Consider the following 18524-nt stretch of genomic DNA (forward strand, 5'->3'; position numbering starts at 1 on the left):
TAAAAGAACTTCATGAAACCTCTAACAAGTCCACTCAAAACAGCCACTGCCCTATGACGCTTTTAACAAAAGCACATGCCTTTGTGACCAAAAAAGTGACACCCAAAAACTGCTTTATTTTAACTGCTGAAGATCTCTCCCCCACATCTATATAAAGAAACCTCTAAACAAAACTGTTTAGCCCGTCAATGGTTAATACATCAATATCCCCAGTTTAATGCTACAATATATTTATCAATAATTAGAGATAAACTCACTCTCCAGCTCCTCTAAGCCACTCAACACGCATATAAACGAGACATCATGCGATCAAGCACATCCTGTCGTCAAAAACCATCATAGAAAACAATAAAGAAACGTCTTTTAAAACTTTCTACTCAAATAGGCAAAACTCTCTGTACAGCCCATTAAGCACCCGTTCTCCAAAGATAATGATCTGAGTGACCTTATCAGAAGAGTTTTGTCAGTCTTGTCAGTTCATTCTAGCTCCTATATTATTTTTTTTAAATGAGAGAAAATTAAAAACATTATATTTCAATATGTTAGTATTTTAACGATACAACCTATATCGACAATACAACCTTAAATACAATCCATAATATATATTTGTCAGTTTGTGTCAGTAAATTGAACTGACAAAATAGACTATTTTAGTGACTCATAAAACCTATCAAAATACTCATTATGATATCTTAAAAGCACATGCTTCATTTGTCTTTTTTCCATAAAATAAACAGCAAATTTCACTATTTTGCTGATCTGACCCCGTGTCATGGGCTGTGGATAAACAAGCTTTAAAAAACTTTTTGAAAAAATTATCCGCTTTTTTAGCATTTTTCTGCATTTTTTCTCAATTCGTTCAAAATGGATTTAATAAGCTTCATTTTGATTCTTTTGAAGAGAATTAATCAATAGAATATATTGTCATGGAGTTTATTCTTTATGCTTCGCCCTCATCATTCTGATAATGAACATGTCACTTTACGCTCTCTCTTAGAATATTATCGTCAACAAGCTAAATCACCCCGTGAATTAGGAACCATGTTTGAAAACCTTGTCATGGCTTATTTGACAAACGACCCGCTTCAAAAGCAGGAATACGAAAAGGTTCAGACTTATTTGGAATGGGCTAAGGAGCATGATAAAGATGGACGTGATATCGGCATTGATCTGGTCGCTACAATCCGTGATCAAGGAGGTTATGCGGCTATTCAATGTAAATGCTATGATGCTTCTCACATAATTAAAAAGAAGATATTGATAGCTTTATCGCTACCTCTGGGAAAAAGATTTTTACGCGCCGTATTTTGGTTGATAGCACCGAAAGCAATTGGAGTGATAATGCTAACAACACTTGTGATGGTCAAGAGGTTCGTATTCAACAGATTAATCTGTTTGATTTAGAAAACAGTCAAATTGATTGGGGGGCTTATAAAGAAAAAGGTGAAGCTACCTTTAAAGAGCAACCTAAAAAAAAGCTTTTAGATCATCAAAAAGAAGCTCTTGAGAAAGTCTGTGAAGGTTTGCAAGAAGCAGACCGTGGCAAGCTGATTATGGCATGTGGAACGGGCAAAACGTTCACTAGCCTTAAGATAGCAGAAACCATAGCAGGAACTGGCAAGCGTGTGTTGTTTCTGGTACCCTCCCTTGCTTTGATGTCACAAACAATCCGTGAATGGACCCTTGATACAGAAGTGCCCTTGCGTTCCTTTGCGGTATGTTCAGATACACAAGTAGGTAAGCGTCGTAAAGGGAAACATGATGATGAGGCTAGTCTCGATGCCTCTGATCTTGTCTTGCCGGCTACGACCGATGCGCAAGCACTTGCGCGTAAAGCCAATAAGACTTCTCTTGATGTGATGACCGTGGTCTTTTCGACTTACCATTCAATCCAAGTGATTTCGGATGCGCAAAAAAAGTATAATTTACCCGAATTTGATCTGATCATTTGTGATGAAGCCCATAGAACAACTGGTGTTGTGTTGGGAACAGAAAAGCATGAATCTGAATTTATCAAGGTTCATGACAATAGCATTATTCGAGGCAAAAAACGCCTCTACATGACAGCAACCCCAAAGATCTTTAGTGACAAGCTGAAAAGGAATGCTTTCTTATCCAATAACGTTTTGGTGTCCATGGATAATGAAAAACTCTATGGCAAACAACTTTACACTTACAACTTTTCACGTGCTTTAGAGGATAAGCTGTTAGCACCTTGTAAAGTTATCATATTAGTTGTTAACGAAGAAGAAGTAAGCCAATCCATTCAACATCTTATTACCGATAAGAATTATGAACTTATTCTTGACGATAGGACCAAGATTAATGGCTGTTATAGAGCTCTTACTAAAATGGATCTAAAACTTGATCTTAAAGATGACCCCAAGCCCATGCGTAGAGCTTTAGCTTTTTGCAAAGATATTGAGACTTCTAAACGCATATGCAAGAGATTCAAAAAAGAAAAAGTGCAAGAATCTTTGCGCGCTCTTCATAAGAACTGTAAAGATACTCCTCCTCTTAACTGTACCCTTGCCCATATTGATGGAACCTTTAGTGCTAAAGAGCGCACAAAACAACTTGAATGGTTAAAGGAAGATGCGGGGAAAAATACCTGCCGTGTACTTACCAATGTACGCTGTCTTTCTGAAGGTGTTGATGTTCCTGCTCTTGATGCCGTTCTATTTTTACACCCGCGCAAAAGTCAAATTGAGATTATTCAAGCGATCGGACGCGTCATGCGTCGAGCAGAGGGTAAAAAAAGAGGTTATATCATTCTACCCATTGGGATACCCGCTGACATTCCGCCGGAAATAGCCTTAGAAAACAACAAAAAGTATAATGTCATCTGGCAAGTTCTCAATGCTTTACGTGCCCATGATGACAATTTTAATAAAATAATTCACCATATGCACAAAAAACAAGACGTAAGCGATTCTCTTGAAATCGTTGCTGCTTCTCAAGAACTTGCGTTAGAAGATACGACCACGGTTATTGATGATTTACCTATACGCTCAAAATTAGAGTATTCAGGACTTAATATTGGATTAGCAACTTACGAATCTTCTCACACATGTGAAGAACAAGGTGAACTCCCCCTTTTTTCTAAATGTAAAGATGTCATTAAAACTGCTATTGTTAATAGATTTTACGACCCTAGCTATTGGAAAAAATGGGCAATAAATGTTGGTGATCTTGCTCAAACTCATATCATACGCTTAACTGAGGTTTTGACGAAATCAGAAACTGAAACACGGCAGGTGTTTAATGATTTTATGACCGAATTACGTAACAATTTAAACACAACCCTCTCCGAAGAAAATGCGATTGAAATGCTTGCGCAACATCTTGTGACGCGTCCAGTCTTTAATGCTTTATTTGAGGGGCATCAGTTTGTTCAAGAAAATCCCGTATCTTGCGCTTTACAACGTGTACTCAATGCCCTTGATAAAGTTACTCCTAAAGAAGAATCTCAAGATCTCAAAAATATTTCTAAGAGTGTACAATTTTACACGCGTGGAATTACCACTCTTGAAGCACAACAAAGTTTAATTGTAGAGCTTTACAATGAATTTTTCCGTTATGCTTTTCCGCGTACAGTAGAAAAATTAGGCATTGTTTATACTCCCATTGAGGTTGTTGATTTTATCATTCATTCTGTTGATGATGTGTTGCGTCATGAATTTGGAAAAAGTCTAGGATCACGTGGTGTTTCTATTCTTGACCCTTTTACGGGTACTGGAACCTTTATCACAAGGCTATTACAATCCAATCTCATCAAACCAGAGGATATGGAATATAAATACCGTCATGATATCCATGCCAATGAGATTGTTTTGCTTGCCTATTACATCGCAGCCATTAATATCGAAGCAACCTATCATGGTCTTATGAAAGGAAATTATATCCCTTTCAAGCATATTGGTTTGACTGATACGTTTCGAATGATTGAAGAAAAAAATTTGATGGAAGGTATTCTCAAAGAAAACAGTGAATATTTAGAGCATCAGAAAAATCTAAACATTGAAGTTATCTTTGGTAACCCTCCTTATTCTTCTGGTCAAAGGAGTGCTAATGATAATAATACAAATGTAGAATATGAAATACTTGATAGAAGTATCCAAAATACGTTTGCACTTAAATCTCAAGCAACATTAAAAAGAAATCTCTATGATAGCTATATTAGAGCGATTAGGTGGGCTAGTAATCGCTTAAGTTCCCAAGGTGGTATTGTAGCTTATATTTCTGGAAATGGATGGATAGATAAAGCCTTTGCGGATGGCATGCGAAAATGCTTACGAAATGAATATTCTTCTATTTATATTATTAATCTTCGTGGTGATATTCGAAAAAATATAAAATCAAAAGAGCTATCAAAGGAAGGAGGCAATGTTTTTGGTTCTGGAAGCCAAAACGGAATAGCTGTAACGATTTTTGTGCGCAATCCAAATAAAAAACAACCGTGTAAAATTTATTATCACGACATTGGTGATAATCTTTCTACCGAAAAAAAACTTGAGATGCTTCAATACTTTGATAGTGTTGGTGGTATTACACGTGAAGATGGTTGGAAAATAATTACACCGGATGAACATGGGGATTGGCTTCATCAACGTGATAACAATTTCAAAACATTTTTAGCTCTAGGTATTAGAAAAGGTCATGATAAAAAGCTCTTTGAAACGTTTTCTCTTGGGGTTGTAACCAATCGTGATGCTTGGACATATAATGCAAGTCGTGAAGCTTTAGCAAAAAACATGAGTAATATGATCACATTCTATAACAGCGAAGTGGAACGGTTTAATAATGCCTATGGACATGTTGATCGCAGAATACGTACAAAGGCTGTAAATAATTTCGTTGATACAGATGAGAGAAAGATAAGTTGGAGCTATAATGTTAAACAAGAATTAGTAAGAGGAAAAATCTTTGAACTTGAAGATAGATGCCTTATTCAAAGTCTTTATCGTCCTTTTACAAAACAATGGCTCTATTATAATCGCGCCTTTAATGAGAGAGTTTTACAAATGCCGCGGATATTCCCTATGGGAAAAACTGTTGAAAATAAAGTAATTCAAGTTACAGGTACCGGAACTCAAGCGGGTTTTTCTGTACTTATGGCAAAAAGTTTACCTAACCTTCACGCAATAGATACAGGTCAATGCTTCCCACGTTATATTTACAAAGATACTGAATCTTTAAAAGATAAAAGTGAAAAACAATCCCATTTATTTACGAATTCTACAGACGACAGCACATCAGCTGGTTTACAGAAGCGTGATGCCATTACTGATGAAGGTCTAGACTATTTTAAAGCGGCTTATCCTAATGAAGCCATAACAAAAGATGATCTATTCTATTACGTTTATGGAATTTTACATTCGGAAGATTATCGCACCCGTTATGCTGATAATCTCTCTAAAGAATTGCCTCGCATTCCTTGTGTAAAAACTGCTGATGATTTTTGGAAATTTGTGACAGCAGGGCGTGAACTCGGTCATTTGCACGTAAACTATGAAACTGTAGAACCTTATCCTGTCACCTTTAAAAAGGGTAATCCAAAAGTTACAGAGATCTCTAATCCCGAAAAATTCTATTATGTAACTGAAATGAAATTTGCAAAAATTAAGAATAGTAAGGAAAAGGATAAATCAACTGTTATTTATAACAGCAATATCACAATAACAGATATCCCTCTTGAAGCTTATGAGTATATCGTTAATGGTAAACCAGCTCTTGAATGGGTTATGGGGCGTCAATGCGTTAAGACTGATAAAAAGAGCGGCATTGTTAATGATGCCAATCGCTATGCTGTTGAAACCATTGGCAACCCTGCCTACCCTCTAGAGTTATTTCAGAGGGTTATTACCGTAAGTTTAGAGACAATGAAAATCGTTAAGAACCTACCAAAACTAGAAATTAGAGAAACTGAATAGACTTGGCTTGCTAAACTCACAAGGGGTATAGAGTCTTATAACCATAATCTATACCTCTCTTGTTAAGTTGATTAGATACAATCTTTAAAAAGAGTGCTTATATGCGTTATTCTAAAAAGAAATCATTTGCACTTTTAGATACTCTTATTTGGATTGCTTTAAGACTTTTAAGAAACCCTATCTAAAGTGAATTAGATTTTTTTACATTGCCTTTAAGAGGTTATACCGTAATCTAAAATGATAGCTTTATGCTTTTCAAAAGCTTTGTTTAAAGAGAGTTATATATATTCATTTTCTTATATTACTTATAGGTTTTGAAGGTTTCTCAAACCCTCAAAATACTCAAAATCTTCAAAACTCATAACCATAATGGTCTTGATAGCACTTCTTATGAGTTACAAACTATCTTTTGAAGGCTTTAAAAGAGCATATGCTTTTCATAAAGCACATTTTAATCACTCACTAAAATAATCTAGTTTGTCAGTTCAATTTACTGACACATAACTGACAAGTTTTAATTAATTCACATCATTGGTTATCTTTAAAGATTGTACTCTTGATATGAATTATGTCTTAAAAACATTAACCTATTGAAATATTATGTTTTTAATTTTCTCTCATTTAAAAAAAATAATATAGGCTCTAAAAAGAACTAACAAAACTGACACGGTCTATTAAAAGGGATTTTGCTCATCTCTATAATGATCAGTTTCTATTGAGATATTTTCATAACAGTCTATAAATTACAATTATCCTATTTATCAACTAGTTGTATAACATCATCTAAGGTATAAGTTTTCATGAATCTTCCCCTGCATACTCTTTAATTCTTTTGCAGAGAAATTCATAAAAATTACTTGCGTAATATTCGGAATCTTCAGATGTATACTTGAGATAGAGAGGGCATTCACCATCCCTAAACTGCGTATAATCAAAATAAAAGGTTTCACCAAAATCAGTTGTGCAGATAACAAGTTGTTTGGGGTCCGTAAAGCCATCTCTTCTATCGAGCAAATTTCGGTAAACAATATCACCAGCAGGAATACCTGCACAGATTTCATAAATACTGAATATTTCTTCACCTCCAATTTCTCCTCCTCCATAATTTTTTAAAAAATTCTTATAGGAAGAGGTAAATTGTAAACCAAGAGTGTTCTCAGCTGTTTTAATCCGTACATCATCAGGGGCATTATCTTGAGTACCAAAATTAATAACATGACTATGCATATCAACATATTGTGCAACATCTGATAAAGTATAACTTTTCATAAATTTTTCTCCATAAGTCACAGCGTGTTTTTACTCATAATGAGTGTTCCTAATGATCAATCTTTTTCTACTATAGCCAATGGAATTGAGATGAGATTGATAAAATCATAAGAGATATGTTCTTGACGGAGCTCTTTTCTCATCTGTCTCTGTACAATCATCTCGCATTTACAATATATGATGGAATTAAAGGAGGTGATCATTAAAGTTTAGAGAGCGCCTTTTAGGGATATTATTTCAATATTTGCAATAATTACTCTTTCTTTTTTCCTACTTAGGAATTTTTTTTGAAATCCAACAAATAACTTTTCTGATAAAATTTGTCTTTGGATTCATAGGAGCAAGCAAACTCCTGCCTTGATAAAATGAGTAGAGAACCTCAACGAGAGGACTATCTTGTTCTTGTGTCACAGGATGTAACATAATAGGTCTAAAATCGACTCCAATAGGTGCTCTTCCTGATACCATTCTTTCCACATTTGTACCCGTTACTATCTGTCCTTCTTCTTTCCAAGAAGAAACTGTTTCAGGCTCAAACAGTTCATCTTCCTGATAAACTTTTTGACCTTTAAATTCCACAGGCTCAGCTGCCCCCATACTTTTTTTCTTTATCCATTTCATGATTCATAATCCCCTCGATTTTTTTCAAAATAATCAATGTATTCTGTGTTCTAAATAGACTTAAATAAACTCTCCTTCCAAGAGCGAGGTTATTCCTCGCTAGAAAGCTCTGAGTGATCATCAAAATCTTTTGCTACCCGTTCAATCAAAGCGTAGCTCACTTGCTTCACCTTTGCTACTTCTTTGGCTAAAGCTAATGCACGTTCAAGGTGGGTTTTGTTGATGCTTTCGTCAAAGCCTAGGTGATCACCTGCCGTAAAGCTTTGCTGATAAGATTGTAAGGTTTCAGTATCACCCAACAAAGCAAGAGCGCCAAGATGAAGTAAAGCATAATCCGTATCGTTTGCTTTAGACGTGGCGCCTTTTTCCCAAGGAGCAGTGCCATAATCAGAGCGAAGTCTTTTAGAAAGGTCAATGTCTGTTACCGCCCATTTTAGCGCGTCATCAAGTGCTTGCTTTAAGCGATCCGCAGTAACTTCTGGTTCAAAGATTTCTAAACCCTTTGCTTCAAAATTAAGCTGTATATCTGGAATATCTTCCGTGTGGGTAGGATCAATGAATTTACAAGCGGTGGAAAGAATGCCAGTACTAATCATAAAAGCGCTATCAAATTGTGGGTAATCTTTGGCAATTTCGTCGTTATAAAGAATGTCTACTTCACGATCAGCCAATTGATAGCTTGCCATATGGTCATTCTCATTGATTTTCTCGGTTGACCAGCCTAGGCTTTTTAAAAGTGCATGAGCACTTTCCATGGTGAGACGATCATCAGTGTCATCTGCTTCATCCACTTCCTCTGCCACTTCAACAGAAGTTGTTTTAGAAGCAACAGATGCTGCTTGTGGATCCAAGCTTAAAATCGGAGCGTTTTTTGGAAAACCCGCTCGATAACCCCGCGCAAGAGTAAGAGCGTTGTCAATATCATATTTTGTGATAGTATCTACAAAGCCTAGACGGTTTTTTCTTTGAAAACTCTCCTTATAAAACTTAAGTTTTTTGACATTGCCAGTCAAAATAAGTGCAATAAGGTGAAATTCTGCAAGGAGAAATTCACTTTTTGTTGGCAACGCCGTATAATCATAGATGATTTGGTTGGTGTTTTGGTTATCAGCCCATTTAAGAATATCCACACAGATTTGCTTTAGTTTGCCTTCTTCAACTTCAACACTAGAAACTGTATAAACTTCTTCTGCCTCTTTGAGAGCTATATATTGAGGATTCTCGGGAAAAACATCCCTATGAGCAGTGGAAAAGGCAAGTGTTGAAAGTGAAGCCTTGAATATAAGGATCGGTGTTTTTCCTTTTGTATCAAGGCTGTACATTATATTAATGATACGGTCTTTACTTACAAAATAAGCATTGCGATCATAGTTCTTATCGCGATAAACTGTCCACCCCATCCTTTTTAAGTCTTCAGAAACTGTATTAAGAAAAGACAAATCTTGCAAACTAAGACGATCATCTATGGCTTTTCGCTCATTAAAGATTTTCAGATGCTCTTCAGCAAATTGAACTGCGTGATTAACATACTTCTCCACTTCACGGTCTTCTAAATGTCCAGAAATCGTACCGGCTTCTAAAAAATTTTGATAAGATTTCAGGATATCAATTTGACCTGTCAATGCTAAACAAGCCAAATGCCAGACTATACGTATATTGTAGCTATACTTTTGAACACGTGTTTTGCTTTCTATTGATGCTTGTAAATCTTGGGCACGTGCCCATTGTATTATTCGCTCAGAGATTTTGATAAGCTCTTGCTCATCTAATGTCTCTACACAAATATCAATGCCTTTATCAAAACCACTAAAAATCCCCCCCAATCGTGTTAAAAGAATTATAAATATTTGTAGGTGATATGCACCGATACTCCCCACTATAGTGAATATATTTACAAGCTACAGAAATCATTTCATTAGATATTTCAGCTTCAATACGGACATTGTAATTATCATGAAGACGTATAAAACCAAAATCAAATTGAATAAAGCGGTCGGGCAAAACCAACCACATTTTTCTAGGCTCCGTAGAAAACCACCCTTGTGTTTTAAGAACGCGCATTGCTGCTGTGAGACTCATCTGTTGCTTTTTTGGCTTTTTACGCATTAGAATATCGTCTAATTCCCCATTTTTATAGGCCTGTGCAAAAAAAAGCAGGCGATCATCCGATGTCATTGTTTTATAATCTGCAAATTCTGGCACAGATAGTTTTGGGGTAGATCTATCACTCCTTAAAGCCTCCATATCACCAAGTAATGCTTGTGCAACGGCAGAATGATTAGTAGTTTCCTCGCACAACTTTTTTTCAATATCCTGTGCTTGCGCCCATGCAATCACTCTATTTAGAGCGTCCTTAACATGGCTTTCTGAGAGATCTGAAGCTGTAACATCGAAATCCTCTTTCGCAGAAAACAGCGTATCTTCATACTTATCCTGTGATACTTCACCACTAGCATATTCCCAAGCAAGGCAATAAGCAGCAGTGGTAAGATTAGCCGATAGCCGAAACTTTCCCCCATCCTCTCCATAATCTACAACATCATAACTAATGCCTACAATGCGATCGGGAAGATGATAATGCGCAAACATACTACCATCTTCAGCACGATAAGGTTCCCAGCCAAGCGTTTTTAAAATCTCTGTCACGTCTTTAGTTCGCATCGCTATTCACTTTCATTCAAAAAGTCCTAGACAATGAAAAACGTTAATGTCTGTTTTGTCTAACTTATTACTCAATTGTTCTTTAACCCATTTTTTACTAGCTTGGTTTAATTCTTTGCCACTTCCTTTAAAATCTTTGAAAGATTCTTGATATGCCTCTAAGAACTCTTTGTTCTCTTTAAAAAATTTTATAAATTTTCCTTTTGTGGACTCAGCATTTCCTTCTTTATATGCCTCTTTCAAAATCTTTTGTTGTTCACTTAATTTAGCATTCTTCCCCGTTTTTACCTCGCCAATTTTTATTTTACTATTCTCTATATAAACGATATCCGCACGAGATCTTACTACCCCCTTATCCGTCTTAGTTTTGAATACTATTTCTGTTTTGCATGTTCTACATCCTTCATCATTTAATTCTTGTTTTTTCTCATCGCGTTTTTTTTTCATGATGCTTCCTGACTTGTCCAAGCCTTTTACCCTTTCCATCATTATCATCATTATTGTTTTGTGGATTTTCATTGCCCGTTTGAGAATTTTTATTTTTTTCTTCTTTTGAGTTTTGGTTTGTTTTTTCGCTGTCTTCTTCTGCATTTTTCAATGCAAACAAATAGCCAAAGAAATCCGTTATAGCCGTCTTATTGCTAGAGGATCCAACAACAGTTGCTCCGCCAGCCATAAAAAGAGACAGAGCTGCCAACTCTTCTGGTGTAAGCGACACAATGAATGCTGCTAATGCTGCTACCGCAGGAAGAAAATTATTCTCCGCGGCATTTCCAGCGGCATCCGCGCCAGTATTGACATCACCACCAGCAAGGGCAGCAGCAAAGCCCCCTGTAATCCGTGCGACATCAATGGCACGATCGCTAAAGTCAGCAAACTGTGCTTCAATCTTTGCATTTATACGCGCTTGTTCTTCTGCCGTTGGAATACGACCATCCAATGCTGCTATTTCTTTTTGTATAAAATTGGGGGACCACAGTTTAAACTGGAGCATAGCAGTGGCTTCGCCCACAGGCCCCGCCGATAGCACCGGCAGAGCAAGCGCCACTCGCAACCGCGCCTTTTAAACAGCCAAGACCAGCGTGGGCAACGATCTGTGTGACCGTGTCTATTTTGCCTTCTGCCTTGGCGGTACCGATTTCTTCTGCCAACGATTTGCCAACTGTATCAGACAGGGCAATGCGCAGATTGTTAAAAAAGTTCTTGTCAAGAGAGCCGCCCTCAAGAGCCGTTTGCACGCCTGTGCCAATGGCGGCTTTGATCAGGTTCTTTTCCGCTTCACGGGCGATACGATCGACAAAAGGAGCGGTTTTTGGCAAAGATTGTCCAACACCTGCCATTTCCGTTATTTGACTGGTTAAGCCCGCCATTAACATCGATGAGACAATGCTGGGAACATTCTTTGAAGAGCCAAGCTCATGCAAGGCGCCGGCAATATTGCCGCGATTATTGACAAAAGCCACAGCGCTTTTGTCAATCAATGCTTGGACACCTGCCTGTATCACCGCATTCATGGCGGTGCTCGAGCCAAGCCCCAATGCACCGGTAATGGCACTGGCAGCACCCAAGGCTGCTCCGCCCGTAACCGCGCCCCCGTGACAGCCAATGCCACGATAGCCGCACCGGCTTCTTTCAGCCCTTGGGCTTTATAATCCCAGTCTTTAAACTCAGCCTTAACTGCTAGCCAATCAACTTTCCTTACAAATCTTAATCAACCCAAAGTAATAGCCTGAAATAGCCGTGTGTCGTATGGAAAATTAAAAACAAAAACCGAATGAAGAAAATGTACTTGAGACTTGCATATGGCTTCACAGGTTTATTGCTGTAAAAGCTTCAAATGATGATATCTCTAATACTTTTCGCTTGTTCTCTTGTGGTAGCTTCCACATGCGAAAATATATGGACTATAATACCTCTTCTCAAGCTTATCAAACTGAACTCAAAGATATTTCCTTATTGATTTTGAAAGAGTCCTTAAAACGCATTTTGCAGAGCAACGTAGAAAGCATGTCTAAAAAAATCATTCCAAGAGCAACAGATTTTTCTAAGTATTGTGAAGAGATTGAAAAAGACCTTCTTTCACGCACCAAAACTCTTCATGAACTAATGATAGGAGAGTTTAAAATAGATTTCTAAAAAGTAGCAAAATAGTGAAAAGTGCTGATCATTTTTGGATTGGATATGCATTTAAAGAGTGATTAAAAAGTTTTTTTAATGTACAATATATTTCTAGAAGCTAAAATAGCTCTATAGTATCAAATTTATAAAGTAAATAAATCCATTAATACAAATTAAGGATTTTAGGATACGCGAATTTCAAAATATTTGTTTTTTAAAACATGAGTAGCCAGCATCAGCGCAAAAAATGTTGCGGCAATTATGATTCCCTTTCGTGTACTTTTGAAATAACAGAGCTTTTCTTTAATCTGTATGAAAGGGTTGCCAGTGCGATGGGCTTTGTTGAAAGGTGGATTTGGGTATCAAAATGCAAGCAAGAGTTTGGGATTATGGAGCTCTGTGTTTAAAGCTATCATCAACTATAGATAAATCATAGACGAGGTTAACTAAAATATTAAAAGCAACTGGATGCAATAGAAGACATTGCTATTAAAAGAAAAGCAAATGCTAAAAAGACTAAAAGGTAGTTTGTGTTTTTATATCAGAAAATAATTTAAGAAATTGAGATCATAATTTTTTCACAGGAAATAAATATGTTTACAGATAAGAAGAGAAAAGCCTTGTTTGGCGTTATAATTTTTATATTTGTATGTTTTTTAGGAATAAGAAAAAATCTTGACTTTATTCAGGGTATTTTGACATTCGCGTCTATTTCTTTGGTGATCGTAACAACTGTTTTTGCAATTTTATGCAATTCTAATATCCCTTCTGAGTTGCAAAACAACCCACAATATAAATGCGGCAATACAACAGGTTGGAAGACATTAACATGTGAGTTACATCAGTATATGCACAGTCTCCTAAAGTTAATAATTTTAGCGCTTGTCGTTTTAATTTTCCCAAGTAGTTATAAAGAAACTGTTTCTTTGCCTGTCATTTCTAAGTACGTGGAGCACAAGTTTTCTTTTTCATTGGATACCGTACTTTGGTACTTAGATATTGCTCTTGGATATTCAAATATTATAATTTGGTACTTTTTTTTAGTCTGTGTATTCTTCCTTATGTTGCGTACACGCAGTTTAATAAATATATCTATTTACACGCTACAGTGCTCTATTAAAGAGATACAGTAAAACTTACGATTTCATGCTTTAATTTTTCTTTTATATGACCTTCATTATACATACCATTATCATTTTTACTTGTTTTAATAGCAAATTTATGTTGAAAAGTTTCAGTATTAAAGATTATATCAAAATTATTATGTGTCTTTCCAACAAAACTTATGTTTTTAAATGCTGGATTTAATTTATATTTTTTAAAAAGATTCAAAAAATAATTCTTTAAATTATTTTTTTCTTTAAATTTGATACCCAAGTCAAGTTCCATTTCAGAATAATCATCCGTGGGAAATTCACCTAACAAAAGTTTAGCCATCTTTAGCAAGTTGTCTTCTGATTGCATTGCAAAAAAATCTAATTGTTTTGGTTGTGTATATTTCAGTTTTATTTCTTTAATTAAAAGCAATTTTTTTTCGAACTCTTCCTTACCAACAATATCAGGTGAGATATCAATCGTTTTCGGGGGAAAAGATTTTTTGTAGTGTAGCTGCAAGAATTTGTTTAACTCTTTATTTGAAGAAAAAAGAGTAAACTCTATAGGAATCAAAATTCCAAAATATTGCTTATTCTGTTCAATCTGATTTTTAGAACGTGGGTTAGGAATATTCTGAAAATCGTTTTCAGAATCAATAACTTCAGGATTATAAGGACTATTTTCTCCCGTTAAAACATAAATCCAATAGCAGATCTTCGAGTTCACAGAAAAATTTTCGATTACTAAAGTAGCACATTGATTATCACAGTTAAAATCGTATCTTCTTTCCTATAAAAATTTATCAGCATCATTGATATTAACTAATTCTGAGGCTGGATCTATTTTATATTTATAAGAAAGAAAGTTAATGGTATTCATAAAGTTAACATAATTACAATGTCTATAGTCTTATCAGATGGCAGGTGCTTCCCAAGTTATCTTAGTGATTATGGGAAGATAGTGTATCCAAAATATATTGTATTGTTTAGAATCAGTTAGTTAAAGATCGAAGCTATACAATTTTAATTGCAAAGCAATACGAATTTTAGAGAACTCTGCAGTGAAAGCTGCTTAGATTTTTAGAATATGGGCTCCCCCTTCCCGGCTTTTAAGTGGAGGAGAAATCAGTGCATTGAACGAAGCATAGTATCACGTAAAATGGCGTTAATACGCATTTGATATCCTTTCCCTTGACTTTTAAAGTCACGCTGGAACGTCTGAATCCACACGCACTGTTGTGACAGTTTTGGGTGGTTTATAGAATGGATTGCGAACGGCATTTTTCCAGAACACATCATTGAGTGACGGAATATCTCTATAATCAATTGCATTGTCCGGCATTACAGCCAGTTTATCAACTTCAACTCTCTGTTCATCTGTCAAAGGTGATAAGTTACCTACCTCAATTTTATAACGAACTTTCTTCTTTATAAAGTTTCCTCTCTTTCAAATTGGCTCGCCGTGCTGAAATAATACGGATTACCTCTATGCCATTTTTATCGTCATGGACAATATGCGCTACGAATAGTAATAAAAAAACATCCATGAGCCATAAAGCTTGCTAACCATACTCTCCATTTTCAATACGGTCTTGTTTAGCCATGGAGAATGGATCAGAAAAAACATATGCAGCTATTTCAAAACTTTACACGGTGCTTTCTAAGATTACTTTTTGTTTTAGCTTCATTCCATTCAAATCTCATTTTTATACCTTATATTAATACATTTATAAGGGCACTATATACATCAAGAGTTTTTAGATGAACACTAAATTATCCATGTTTTTATACAATTAATATAATTTAACACTTTTAAAATTAGTGATTAATTAACTAAAAATATTAAAAAAATAATAAATTATTCTAAGGCTTTATGCATATAATATGCAAATCGAATAAAACTTACAAGCCTGTTGAATAAAATGATATTAATTGGCTATTTAGGGGCTGCTCCTGAAAGAAAAAAGAATTTTGGTGTCGAAATATTCAATTTTCGTATGGCTACCTCTGAGAGCTATGCAGATAAAAATACCAATAAAAAGTAGACAAAACAAAATGGTATTCCGTGGTGCTTTTTAATCTACATACATTTGGAAAAACTTGTTCTTCAGTACAAAACTGCCCCTTTTTCCGAATGAATGAGAGGAACGGTTTTTTTTATGGTCAACGCTACAAAGGATGCAATCAGCACTTTCAAGAAACCACTAACAAAAAAACCTAATGAACTTATTAAAACTGTCAGCAAAGGAACCTGTGTCATATACGCTACCCATGGTATTCCAAAAGAATAGACTATCCCAATGCCACCCACAGTATTTATCATAAATAATATTATAAAATTTAACCGCTGCCAAAACAATTCTACCATAAAGCCAATAAAAAATGCAGCAAATGGAAAACTAATCAGATAACCACTTGTAACTCCTGAAAAAACACTAATTCCACCACGACCACTAGGCAATAGAGGTAACCCAATCGCAATAAGAACAAGGAAAAGAAGTGATGCTAACGCTCCCCTTTTTGCTCCAAGTATAGAGCCTGCTAACATCGGAGCCATAGACTGAGCTGTAATAGGGACACCCAGCAAAAAAGGAAGATAAATAGGAGGAAAAAGACTCAAAATAGCGTAAATAGCGGCAAATAAAGCAATATAAACCAAATCTTTTGTATTCACTGAATTATTCCTTCACTAGGGAAAAGCTTTCGTTATTGTTGTACAATTAATAAAAAGTATCAGATTTATAAAAGTACACTTTAAATGCCTTAGATATAGAGAAAAATATTATAATAATTTATTTTAATAATATTACTTATATAAATCATATTAGATTCTACAATGTTTAATTATATCATAAATTACTATAGTTAAATTCAATAATAGTGATATACGAATATTATATAACAACAGCATAACAAAATAATACATTTATTTTAGTTATTATGCTTTGAATGCATGAGAGGAACAGATCTTTTAATCGCGAGTGCAATAAAGGATGCAATCAACGCTTTTAAACAATCGCCTATCAAAAAAACTGATGAAGCCATTAAAACATTCAGTAAAGAAACTTTGGTCATATACGCTGTCCATGGAACCCCAAAAGAATAAACTATCCCAATGCCACCAAAAGTATTTATCATAAATAATGTTATAAAATTTAACCGCTGCCAAAACAACTCTACCATTAAACCAATAAAAAATGCGGCAAATGGAAAACCTATTAAATAACCACTTGCAATCCCTGAAAAGACACTGATTCCACCACGACCACCAGACAACAGAGGTAATCCAATCGCAACAAGAACAAGAAAAAGGAGTGACGCTAAAGCACCCCTTTTTGCCCCAAGTATAGACCCTGCTAGCATCGGTCCCATCGATTGAGCTGTAACAGGTACCCCTAGAAGAAAAGGAAGATAAATAGAAGGGAAAAGGCCCAAAATAGCATAAATAGCGGCAAATAAAGCAATATAAACTAAATCTTTTGTATTCATTTAATTCTTCTTTTACTATAAAAACTCTGATTATTACGAGATGCTGTATCAATAGTATCAGCATCATAAGAACGCGCTTCCAATGCTTCAGACACTTCTGACGCCATTCTTATGGTCCGTATAATTAAAGGTATCGCAAGAGCAACAATGTTAGTATTAAGTCCCCGTGCTTGCTGTGCTTCATGTACCTCATTAAACTTTTCACTCAAAAGAGGAATAAACCTGATCGCCATAGAGATAACCATACTCACTTTTGATGGATTTATACCAAAACAACGAAAGGGCTGGAGGCCTGCTTCAATTGCATCCACCATATCTGACACTTTTGTTGTGAATGAAATAACTGATGATAAAGAAAAGAGGATAACAAGACGTAATATGACCTCAACCCCCGTAAGCCAACCGCTAAAAATAGTTTGAAATACAAATAGAAGAACTAAAAGCAATCCCATCGATTTAAATTGCTTTATCACAGTTTTGAAAGGGATCTTGGCGACTCTATAGAATAAGATGACAAACAACAAAAATAAACCAAGAAGCGCTATGGAAGAAACCATTATTATAAAAGTTCCACACGCCGTAAGAAATAATAACTTAACTCCAGGCCTTAACCTATGAATAAATGTATCCCTCGGAATATATAAACCGATCATGACATTCTTCTTATATACTCCTTTATAGCAACAAAAGGTACATCATCAATTGCTATCTCCCCCTTATCAAAAACCAGCACTCTATCAAACTTTTTCAAAAACTCTAAATCATGCGATACAACTATTGCAGTTTGTGGTAATTCTTCTATCACTTGCGTAACGCGATGCTTATTTCGCAAATCAAGTAATGTCGTCGGCTCATCAAAAATAATATAGTCTGGTTTCATTGCAACTACACCGGAAATAGCAACGAGTTGTTTTTGCCCACCACTTAATAAATGGACAGCGTGATTTCTGAAATCTTGAAGTTCATAGCGCTGTAAAATTTCATCTACACGCTCCTTAATTTCATCTTTATTAAGCTTTAAATTTTTGAGACCAAAGGATAAGTCCTCTTCAACTAATGGTAAAACAATCTGATTATCTGGATTTTGAAAAACAAATCCAACTTTACGCTTTACTGCTTTTGCATCGCGTTTTGTATCAAGCCCATCAACGCTTACAAAACCATGAGATGGTAATTGGAGCCCATTAATAAGACGAACAAATGTACTTTTTCCAGAACCATTCGCACCTATAATAGCAATTCGTCTTTCGGTAAGCTGTACAGTAATATTTCTTAAAACACACAAGTCACCAAAAACTTGTGTTACCTCATCAAATTTTATAATCCCCAAAGTTTATTC

At 35.5% G+C, this 18524-nt stretch carries 12 protein-coding genes and 4 pseudogenes; 4 read left to right on the top strand and 12 right to left on the bottom strand.

Annotated features, from left to right (window positions below):
* The first annotated feature begins 942 nt into the window (after positions 1-942).
* A pseudogene (locus ACFIKN_RS06125) lies at positions 943-5933 on the top strand (DEAD/DEAH box helicase).
* A 798-nt stretch (positions 5934-6731) separates the two neighbouring features.
* Here the strand turns inward: ACFIKN_RS06125 and ACFIKN_RS06130 are convergent.
* From ACFIKN_RS06130 to ACFIKN_RS06150, 5 genes and pseudogenes are all read right to left on the bottom strand, one after another.
* Positions 6732-7202, bottom strand: coding sequence for an SMI1/KNR4 family protein (locus ACFIKN_RS06130; protein WP_375621053.1), 471 nt, complete (start codon positions 7200-7202; stop codon positions 6732-6734).
* A 270-nt stretch (positions 7203-7472) separates the two neighbouring features.
* Positions 7473-7823, bottom strand: a complete 351-nt coding sequence (locus ACFIKN_RS06135; RefSeq protein WP_375658084.1) for an HNH/ENDO VII family nuclease — start codon at positions 7821-7823, stop codon at positions 7473-7475.
* A gap of 89 nt (positions 7824-7912) precedes the next feature.
* Positions 7913-10484 (bottom strand): annotated as a pseudogene (locus ACFIKN_RS06140) (DUF6990 domain-containing protein).
* A 12-nt stretch (positions 10485-10496) separates the two neighbouring features.
* Positions 10497-10931: a hypothetical protein gene (locus tag ACFIKN_RS06145; RefSeq protein WP_375658085.1), complete on the bottom strand. Its 435-nt coding sequence runs from the start codon at positions 10929-10931 to the stop codon at positions 10497-10499.
* Positions 10932-11232: 301 nt separating this feature from the next.
* Positions 11233-12183, bottom strand: a pseudogene (locus ACFIKN_RS06150) (DUF637 domain-containing protein); the annotation flags it as partial.
* Positions 12184-12371: 188 nt separating this feature from the next.
* Here ACFIKN_RS06150 and ACFIKN_RS06155 point away from each other — a divergent pair.
* Together ACFIKN_RS06155 and ACFIKN_RS06160 are read left to right on the top strand one after the other, a co-directional pair.
* The gene (locus ACFIKN_RS06155; RefSeq protein WP_375631044.1) at positions 12372-12620 is read left to right on the top strand and encodes a hypothetical protein; all 249 of its coding nucleotides are present in this window, start codon (positions 12372-12374) and stop codon (positions 12618-12620) included.
* 575 nt (positions 12621-13195) lie between these two features.
* Entirely contained in the window at positions 13196-13735 is a 540-nt protein-coding gene (locus ACFIKN_RS06160; protein ID WP_375637497.1) for a hypothetical protein, read from the top strand.
* Here the strand turns inward: ACFIKN_RS06160 and ACFIKN_RS06165 are convergent.
* From ACFIKN_RS06165 to ACFIKN_RS06175, 3 genes are all read right to left on the bottom strand, one after another.
* Positions 13719-14423: a hypothetical protein gene (locus ACFIKN_RS06165; protein ID WP_375658086.1), complete on the bottom strand. Its 705-nt coding sequence runs from the start codon at positions 14421-14423 to the stop codon at positions 13719-13721. The two genes, ACFIKN_RS06160 and ACFIKN_RS06165, sit on opposite strands and share 17 nt — an antisense overlap.
* Before the next feature lie 477 nt (positions 14424-14900).
* The gene (locus ACFIKN_RS06170; protein WP_375658087.1) at positions 14901-15080 is read right to left on the bottom strand and encodes a hypothetical protein; all 180 of its coding nucleotides are present in this window, start codon (positions 15078-15080) and stop codon (positions 14901-14903) included.
* 25 nt (positions 15081-15105) lie between these two features.
* Positions 15106-15243, bottom strand: coding sequence for a hypothetical protein (locus tag ACFIKN_RS06175; protein WP_375637499.1), 138 nt, complete (start codon positions 15241-15243; stop codon positions 15106-15108).
* Positions 15244-15606: 363 nt separating this feature from the next.
* Between ACFIKN_RS06175 and ACFIKN_RS06180 the strand changes: the two are divergent.
* A pseudogene (locus tag ACFIKN_RS06180) lies at positions 15607-15782 on the top strand (single-stranded DNA-binding protein); the annotation flags it as partial.
* Between the two features lie 21 nt (positions 15783-15803).
* Here ACFIKN_RS06180 and ACFIKN_RS06185 read toward each other — a convergent pair.
* The 4 genes from ACFIKN_RS06185 to ACFIKN_RS06200 form a co-directional block, all read right to left on the bottom strand.
* Positions 15804-16370, bottom strand: coding sequence for a biotin transporter BioY (locus ACFIKN_RS06185; protein WP_375637500.1), 567 nt, complete (start codon positions 16368-16370; stop codon positions 15804-15806).
* 257 nt (positions 16371-16627) lie between these two features.
* Positions 16628-17185, bottom strand: a complete 558-nt coding sequence (locus ACFIKN_RS06190) for a biotin transporter BioY (protein ID WP_273790434.1) — start codon at positions 17183-17185, stop codon at positions 16628-16630.
* Positions 17182-17838, bottom strand: coding sequence for an energy-coupling factor transporter transmembrane component T family protein (locus ACFIKN_RS06195; protein ID WP_375631038.1), 657 nt, complete (start codon positions 17836-17838; stop codon positions 17182-17184). The genes ACFIKN_RS06190 and ACFIKN_RS06195 overlap by 4 nt, the downstream gene beginning before the upstream one ends.
* A complete protein-coding gene (locus tag ACFIKN_RS06200) occupies positions 17835-18515 on the bottom strand; it encodes an energy-coupling factor ABC transporter ATP-binding protein (protein WP_273790432.1) in 681 nt (226 codons plus the stop codon). Before ACFIKN_RS06200 ends, ACFIKN_RS06195 begins: the two co-directional genes overlap by 4 nt.
* Positions 18516-18524: the final 9 nt, after the last annotated feature.

This window comes from Bartonella sp. CL436QHHD (genome assembly GCF_042195105.1).
Lineage (GTDB): Bacteria > Pseudomonadota > Alphaproteobacteria > Rhizobiales > Rhizobiaceae > Bartonella.

What these genes read in the sequence shown, in the direction of transcription:
- ACFIKN_RS06130 (WP_375621053.1), bottom strand. Translation starts at nt 7,202, where the DNA reads ATGAAAAGTTATACTTTATCAGATGTTGCACAATATGTTGATATGCAT.
- ACFIKN_RS06135 (WP_375658084.1), bottom strand. Translation starts at nt 7,823, where the DNA reads ATGAAATGGATAAAGAAAAAAAGTATGGGGGCAGCTGAGCCTGTGGAA.
- ACFIKN_RS06145 (WP_375658085.1), bottom strand. Translation starts at nt 10,931, where the DNA reads ATGAAAAAAAAACGCGATGAGAAAAAACAAGAATTAAATGATGAAGGA.
- ACFIKN_RS06155 (WP_375631044.1), top strand. Translation starts at nt 12,372, where the DNA reads ATGCGAAAATATATGGACTATAATACCTCTTCTCAAGCTTATCAAACT.
- ACFIKN_RS06160 (WP_375637497.1), top strand. Translation starts at nt 13,196, where the DNA reads ATGTTTACAGATAAGAAGAGAAAAGCCTTGTTTGGCGTTATAATTTTT.
- ACFIKN_RS06175 (WP_375637499.1), bottom strand. Translation starts at nt 15,243, where the DNA reads ATGGATGTTTTTTTATTACTATTCGTAGCGCATATTGTCCATGACGAT.
- ACFIKN_RS06190 (WP_273790434.1), bottom strand. Translation starts at nt 17,185, where the DNA reads ATGAATACAAAAGATTTAGTTTATATTGCTTTATTTGCCGCTATTTAT.
- ACFIKN_RS06195 (WP_375631038.1), bottom strand. Translation starts at nt 17,838, where the DNA reads ATGATCGGTTTATATATTCCGAGGGATACATTTATTCATAGGTTAAGG.